6 protein-coding genes are annotated in these 6,775 nt (G+C 44.8%); 3 read left to right on the forward strand and 3 right to left on the reverse strand.

Annotation, left to right across the window (positions count from 1 at the left end; all coding sequences use genetic code 11):
- Positions 1–13 precede the first annotated feature (13 nt).
- Positions 14–877, forward strand: coding sequence for a hypothetical protein (locus tag O9300_RS01200; RefSeq protein ID WP_190720816.1), 864 nt, complete (start codon positions 14–16; stop codon positions 875–877).
- Between the two features lie 18 nt (positions 878–895).
- On the opposite strand, the gene O9300_RS01205 is transcribed toward O9300_RS01200, so the two are convergent.
- The gene (locus tag O9300_RS01205; protein ID WP_287969560.1) at positions 896–1,528 is read right to left on the reverse strand and encodes a Uma2 family endonuclease; all 633 of its coding nucleotides are present in this window, start codon (positions 1,526–1,528) and stop codon (positions 896–898) included.
- A gap of 52 nt (positions 1,529–1,580) precedes the next feature.
- Here O9300_RS01205 and O9300_RS01210 point away from each other — a divergent pair, with 52 nt between their 5' ends.
- Both O9300_RS01210 and O9300_RS01215 read left to right on the forward strand, forming a co-directional pair.
- Entirely contained in the window at positions 1,581–2,582 is a 1,002-nt protein-coding gene (locus O9300_RS01210; RefSeq protein WP_287969562.1) for a DUF4438 domain-containing protein, read from the forward strand.
- Between the two features lie 288 nt (positions 2,583–2,870).
- Positions 2,871–3,347 carry a response regulator transcription factor gene (locus tag O9300_RS01215; RefSeq protein WP_272082623.1) on the forward strand — a complete coding sequence of 159 codons (477 nt, stop codon included), beginning with the start codon at positions 2,871–2,873 and terminating at the stop codon, positions 3,345–3,347.
- Positions 3,348–3,706: 359 nt separating this feature from the next.
- Here O9300_RS01215 and clpB read toward each other — a convergent pair whose 3' ends face one another.
- Together clpB and O9300_RS01225 are read right to left on the reverse strand one after the other, a co-directional pair.
- Positions 3,707–6,325, reverse strand: a complete 2,619-nt coding sequence (gene clpB, locus O9300_RS01220; protein WP_287969563.1) for an ATP-dependent chaperone ClpB — start codon at positions 6,323–6,325, stop codon at positions 3,707–3,709.
- Between the two features lie 138 nt (positions 6,326–6,463).
- On the reverse strand, positions 6,464–6,682 hold the full coding sequence (locus tag O9300_RS01225) for a hypothetical protein (RefSeq protein WP_287969565.1): 219 nt from the start codon (positions 6,680–6,682) through the stop codon (positions 6,464–6,466).
- Between the last annotated feature and the right edge of the window lie 93 nt (positions 6,683–6,775).

A 6,775-nucleotide genomic window follows, 5' to 3' on the forward strand; every position in this document is an offset into this window, starting at 1 on the left:
TAGAGGTGTCCCGATGAGTGCCACTCTTTTGCCCGATTTCTCCATTAACCTAAATCAACGCCGTTGGTCTTGTGTCCTCGATCCCAACTTGGCCTTATCGGATTATGGTCTGCTCCTGGTCAAACAATTAGGACGATTTCTCGAATTATGGATAGCGCGAGAATTTTGGCATCTAATTGATAATAGCGATGTTTTCGATCGCTGGCGGCCTTGGCTAGAAGCGTCCCCAGAGAAGGGCAATTGCCCATCCCTTCTCACCCCGGAACTTTCTGCCCAAACCCGTCGCACTTTGCGGGAATGGGAAAGACTGCGACTAGAGACGGATTTAGGTAATCATTATCTATTTTGGATCGGCGATGGGCTTGGTGAATCCCTTTTGCCCAAAGAAACCGACAGCAGTTTAGTCAGTCGTTGGGAATGGTTAGCCCGCAGTTTAGATAGACAAATTCACACCGATCTGCTCGGCTATGCTTTCCGAGATGCGATCGCCTTGAGTGCTGCCCTGGGGTCGGCCTTTATCCTAACCCATCGCTCCCCGGAAGATCGGGCCCGCAACTTACCCCCAGTAATCTGTTCCACCCTAGAGAGTTGGGGCATCAACTGCCAGGAAATTGACCAACAAGATGCGATCGCTGCTTTGGAACGGGAACAATTACGCCAGTTATTCATCCAGTCTGGAGTCTCCAAATTGCTCTGGATGGGGTTCCACCCAGTGGTTCTGCATTTAGTGGTTCCGGAAGCAATCAGGATCGCTCCTCCTCCCAGTTGGTGCGAAGATATTTCTGCGAGCGAATTGGAATTAGAAGACTGGTCAGAAACTAGGGGGGAAAAATTTGATTTTTGGCAGGGAGCAAGGGGATTTTGGTATGAGATTTAACGTTGAAAAACCTTCCTTTTATTTTTCCAGCTGACTTCTGACCCAATTCCGAAATGCTTTTACTAACTCTAGGTAATCTGTCTGGCCAGCTTGTTGTAAAAATATAGCAATTTCTAAGATGGGTAAATTAGGAAAAAACTGACTGGTTGGGGAGGTGATATAAGTGCCATTTTGTAATTGTTGGATGACCAGAGACTCCCCATTATAAACCCAAACCTCTGCCACGCCTAGATCTGCATAAACCTGAAGGCGATTTTGAGAACTGCTGGTGACATCAATTTCTATGACTAAATCTGGTGCAGGGTCTTCATTTAAGTCCAGTCGCTTTTTCCCCCGAACCGCCTCAATATTATCAATGTAAAAGCATTCATCTGGTTCTGCACCACTCAATTTAGGGCGTTTAAAGGTGGTAGAACCAAGGGGATAAATCGGGACTACTGATTCTTCCGCTAGGGTTTCGACAAAGCGACCGATGAGGGTTTTACTAAATTCGTGTCCGGTCGAAGGAGCCATGATTTCTAAATTGCCACGATTGTAGGTCAGCCGCAGACGGCGATCGCTCATTTCTTCTAGCAGCGTTTCGTAGGTTCCCCAGCTAATCCCGGACAGGTGAATTATTTCAGCCGGTGGTGCGAGCAGTGTTGCAGTCATAGATTCAAGCAAAAATCCCATGCTTCCATTTTAGAATACTGATAACTGATATATGAATAATTCACGACCAGATAGTGCCAATTCTCTGCGTATTAACCAACCAGACTTAGTAATGGTGGCCGTTGCCGGTCAAATTGCCCATCCAGTCGGTCAGGCTAATCCCTATCGCATCGGTCATGATGGCATACCCCGAATCCTTCCGGCCACCGGGGGAATTGTCCTCAATCAACGGGTTGGCGATCGCTGTGTCGGTTTAATGGGGGATCATATTGAACCGGGGGTGGCTCTCCATAATAATAGTCGGGAAATTATCGGCAGTCGTCGCGGCCCCAATCTCGCCCTGATTACCTATGCTTGTTTGGGCAATCGCGCTAGGGTGATTACTGGACCTGCCACGGGTCAATCGGGTCTGGTGACGGGAAAACATGGCGGAGTGGACCATGTTTTGGTAGATTTTCCCCCTGCGGTTTTGCGTCGCCTACGGATCGGCGATCGAGTGCAAATCTATAGTTATGGTTTGGGGTTAAAGTTATTAGACTATCCAGATTTGCGTTTATTTAACTGTTCTCCCGACTTCCTGCGGCGTTGGGGTTTAATTCCGGGTGATCGCGGTTTACAAGTCCCCGTGACTCATTTTGTCCCTGCTGCTGCTATGGGTTCGGGATTAGGCAAAAATACGGTCTGGCGCGGTGATTATGATATCCAGCTATTCGATCCGCAACTTCGCCGCCGCTATCGTCTTGATACTCTTCGATTTGGCGATTTGGTTGCCATTGGCTCGGCGGATACCCGTCACGGCCCTAGTTACCGTCAAGGTCGGATTACTTTCGGGATTATCGTCCATGGCGATAGTACGGTCAGTGGTCATGGTCCCGGGGTTATGCCTTTATTAACGGGTTCCTGCCAACGTTTACGACCTCTCTACGATAGCAGGGCTAATTTTGCCGCTCTGTTTAATTTGCGATCGCTACCTCCCGCCCAAGTCTATTCTCCTCTGGTCAATTCTTCTAGAATTACCCCTCGGTCTAGGGAAGTTTCTGTTAGTCACTCTTAGTTTTTTATGGTTGAGCTAGAAACTCAATTATTGTTAAGTTTTTCTAATTTATTGGCAATTTTTTCTGGAAAATTTTACAATGATCGAGCTTCGTCTTGGTTAAAACCTCGATTTTTACCCTAATCTATATTCCCAAATTAAATGTTAAGATTAGCCCAATTATTGGCAGAAATATATTAATGTAATCTTGACAAGACCGTCTTGCACCTACTTTTATTGATTGTTTCCTATTTTTCAGATAGACGCAGCTTTTATTTAGCCAGAAAACAAGTTAGGAGAGAAAAGACAATGAATAACCAGCATCAGCAAAATCTTGGCTCTTTGTTCACCGATGTGTCCTATCAAGTAGTTTCAGAAATTTATAAGCACGATCATCACTACTATATCATCCATCTAAAGGAAGATCAGGAAAAAAATTATTTAAAAGAATTAAAAAAATCTTTTGTTGAGGTGGATCAATTTGAAGTCAACGGTCAATATTTTGTTATTCTCGATGTATCTGGTCAAATTAAATCTTCTGCCCAAGAAATCGCCCAACTTCTCTCGGAAAGAGAACTACAAATTGCCACCCTAGTGGCCCTGGGACAGGCTAATAAACAGATAGCCCATCGCTTACATATTAGTGAATGGACTGTTGCTACCTATTTACGGCGAATTTTTGCCAAATTAGGGGTAGATAGTCGTGCTGCTATGGTCTACCGTTGTGCCGCTCTCATTCAACTGTTGCAATCAGATTTCGATGTTCAGGAATTAGCAACTATTTAGGGTTTCATCCCTTATACCCCCCGTCCATTGCATAACACAAACCGAAGAACCGCTTTTGGCTCTTCTCGACTTTGTGTGATAATTTTTGCTTATAGAATCGTGAAATGTTTACGGAGAAAGACTTTTAATACTATTTTACTGAAGAAACTATCAGTATAGACCCCGTTTCCACACAGAAACCAGAAGAGCCCCGCTTTTTTTCAGTGATCAGTTCACTGATCACTGATGCAGCCTTTCCGATCAAGATGAAGTATAACCGAATGTGGTATTGACGACCGGCGACCGACTCCTGACTGCACGAAAAACTTTTTCGGTAAACCCGAAATAATCAAAGGGTGAGCATTGCCCACCCTTGCTAATTAAGCAGTTACTACCGGAGAAGCTAACCGTTTAAAGGTCAATCTTTCATCGGCCACATCGACAAAAATCGTGTCTCCCCCTTTGAATTCACCGCGCAGAATTGCCTTAGCGATCGGAGTTTCCACATATCTTTGTACTGCCCGTTTTAGGGGTCGCGCACCGTACACTGGATCGTGACCAATTTCTGCTAGATAATCGAGGGCAATATCGGCAAGTTTCAGGGCTAATTTTTGTTCCATCAAGCGATCACTGAGATTGGCTACCTGTAGTTTGACAATCGAGCGCAGTTGCGCTTTTTGTAAACTATGGAAAATAATCGTTTCATCGATACGATTGAGGAATTCGGGACGGAAACTATTCCGCATTGCTTCCATCACTCGTGCCTGCATTTCCTCGTAACGAGACTCATCACCAGCCACGTCTAAAATGTATTGAGAACCGATATTACTGGTCATAATAATGATGGTATTTTTGAAATCAACCAGATGACCTTGGGAGTCGGTTAAGCGCCCATCGTCAAGGATTTGTAACATAACGTTAAAAACGTCGGGATGGGCTTTTTCAATCTCATCAAAGAGGATGACAGAGTAGGGACGACGCCGGATTGCCTCGGTTAATTGTCCCCCTTCATCGTAGCCGACGTATCCCGGAGGCGCACCCATGAGACGGGAAACGCTGTGTTTTTCCATGTATTCCGACATATCGATGCGAACTAGAGCCTCTTCCGTGTCAAAGAGATTGCGCGCTAAAGCTTTCGCCAATTCTGTCTTACCAACCCCCGTCGGACCGAGGAAAATAAAGCTGGCCGTGGGACGGTGGGGGTCCGATAAACCGGCGCGGGAACGTTGAATCGCTTCGGCCACGGCTGTGACTGCTTCCTCTTGACCGATGACACTTTCGTGTAATTCCTCTTCCAGATTGAGGAGTTTCTCTTTTTCCGATTCGATTAATTTATTGAGAGGAATTCCCGTCCATTTCGAGATAATTTCGGCGATATCCGATTCGAGAACTTCTTCCCTTAATAAACTTTTACCTGTGGTTTGTTTGTCGGCCAATTGAGTTTCTAGGGCGGACATTTGCCGCTGCAGATCGGTTAATTTTCCGAACTTTAATTCCGCGGCGCGATTATAATCATAATCTCGTTCGGCCTGTTGAATTTCCAGATTAACTTGTTCGATCGCTTCTTTAACCCCACGAACTTGATCGATAATCTCTTTTTCCCCTTGCCATTGGGCATTTAATCCCGATTGTTCTTCCTTGAGGTTAGCCAGTTCTTTTTCTAACTTTTCTAACCGTTCTCGCGAAGCTGGATCGTATTCCCGTTGTAGGGAAAGTTTTTCCATTTCTAACTGGAGAATTTTGCGATCAATTTCATCGAGTTCTTCTGGTTTGGAAGTGATTTCCATCTTCAATTTTGCCGCCGCTTCATCAACTAAATCAATGGCCTTATCGGGCAAAAAGCGATCGCTAATATAACGATTAGAAAGCAGTGCCGCCGCTACTAAAGCATTATCGGCAATTTTTACCCCATGATGCACCTCATAACGTTCTTTGAGACCGCGAAGAATCGAAATAGTATCAACCACATTTGGTTCATCCACTAAAACCTCTTGGAAGCGTCTTTCTAACGCCGCATCTTTTTCGATATATTTGCGGTATTCATCGAGGGTAGTGGCTCCGATACAACGCAATTCACCCCGGGCTAACATTGGTTTTAATAAATTGCCCGCATCCATTGCCCCTTGAGTGGCTCCCGCACCGACAACGGTATGAATTTCGTCAATAAACATGATGATATTGCCTTGGGAATCGGTGACTTCCTTGAGGACAGCTTTTAATCTTTCCTCAAATTCTCCGCGATATTTTGCTCCCGCAATTAAGCCACCTAAATCGAGAGAAATGAGAGTCCGATCTAACAGAGATTCGGGCACATCACGGTTAATAATCCGCTGGGCTAATCCTTCAACAATGGCTGTTTTTCCTACTCCCGGTTCCCCGATTAAAACTGGGTTATTTTTAGTCCGACGCGAGAGGATCTGAATGGTGCGACGGATTTCGTCATCCCGTCCAATTACGGGGTCTAATTTACCTTCCCGTGCCAATTGGGTGAGATCCCGTCCGTATTTTGCTAGGGCCTCATATTTGCCTTCTGGATTGTGATCGGTCACTTTTTGACTACCTCTGACTTGTTGAATAATTTCCTTGAGTTTGTTTTCGGTAAGTCCGAATTCTTGAAAAATATTTTTACCGAAGCGATCATCTTTAGCGTAACCTAAAATCAAATGCTCGATCGAGATAAAGTCATCTCCAAATTCTCGGCGATAATTTTCTGCTCGATCGAGTAAACTATCTAAACTACGACCTAAATAAATCGAGTCGCCGGGGTTAGAGATTTTCGGTTGACGACGGATAAAATCATCGGTTCGATCCCGCAAACGGGCTAGACTAATATTAGCTTTACTAAAGACACTGCCCGCTAATCCCTCCTGTTCCAGTAGGGCTTTCATTAGATGTTCGCTTTCAATTTGTTGCTGGCTGTTCTGTTTGGCAATGTCCGGCGTTTTGACGATTGCCTCCCAAGCTTTTTCCGTAAATTGTTGTGGATTGGTTGGCTGCATTTTCTATAAGAGATTACTTTTATACCCTAAAGATTATTCTAGATTGACCGGTTTGTCGGCTCCTAGGGGCTTACCGTACCTAGTTAAGGGGGATTTCCCCTCAATGGTGCGATTTAAGCGGCTAAAGTTTATAAGCTGTCAGGGATTTAAACTGCGTCTTGGAAATTTTAGTACAAATGTTAAAGCTCTCAACCAAGCTAAAATCTTAATTATTAAAGATGTCCAGTGATTACTGATTACTGATGACTGTTTACAAGGGCTGAATCTAAAACCTAAGTAGGGTCTGCTGAAAAAGTTTTTCCTAGGGGCAGGGTGTAGGGTGTGGGGTGTGGGGTGTGGGGTTTTACCCATTTTCATCGGGTAAATTACCTAATTTTCAGGGAAAAAGTCCAGGGATTTTCCCCCCGACCACTCCCATATCTGGTACTTTTTGATTGACAAAAAGTCTAA

The organism is Microcystis sp. LE19-195.1E (assembly GCF_027532095.1).
GTDB classification, from domain to species: Bacteria; Cyanobacteriota; Cyanobacteriia; order Cyanobacteriales; family Microcystaceae; genus Microcystis; species Microcystis aeruginosa.

What these genes read in the sequence shown, in the direction of transcription:
- O9300_RS01205 (WP_287969560.1), bottom strand. Translation starts at nt 1,528, where the DNA reads ATGACTGCAACACTGCTCGCACCACCGGCTGAAATAATTCACCTGTCC.
- O9300_RS01225 (WP_287969565.1), bottom strand. Translation starts at nt 6,682, where the DNA reads ATGAAAATGGGTAAAACCCCACACCCCACACCCCACACCCTACACCCT.
- O9300_RS01210 (WP_287969562.1), top strand. Translation starts at nt 1,581, where the DNA reads ATGAATAATTCACGACCAGATAGTGCCAATTCTCTGCGTATTAACCAA.
- O9300_RS01200 (WP_190720816.1), top strand. Translation starts at nt 14, where the DNA reads ATGAGTGCCACTCTTTTGCCCGATTTCTCCATTAACCTAAATCAACGC.
- clpB (WP_287969563.1), bottom strand. Translation starts at nt 6,325, where the DNA reads ATGCAGCCAACCAATCCACAACAATTTACGGAAAAAGCTTGGGAGGCA.
- O9300_RS01215 (WP_272082623.1), top strand. Translation starts at nt 2,871, where the DNA reads ATGAATAACCAGCATCAGCAAAATCTTGGCTCTTTGTTCACCGATGTG.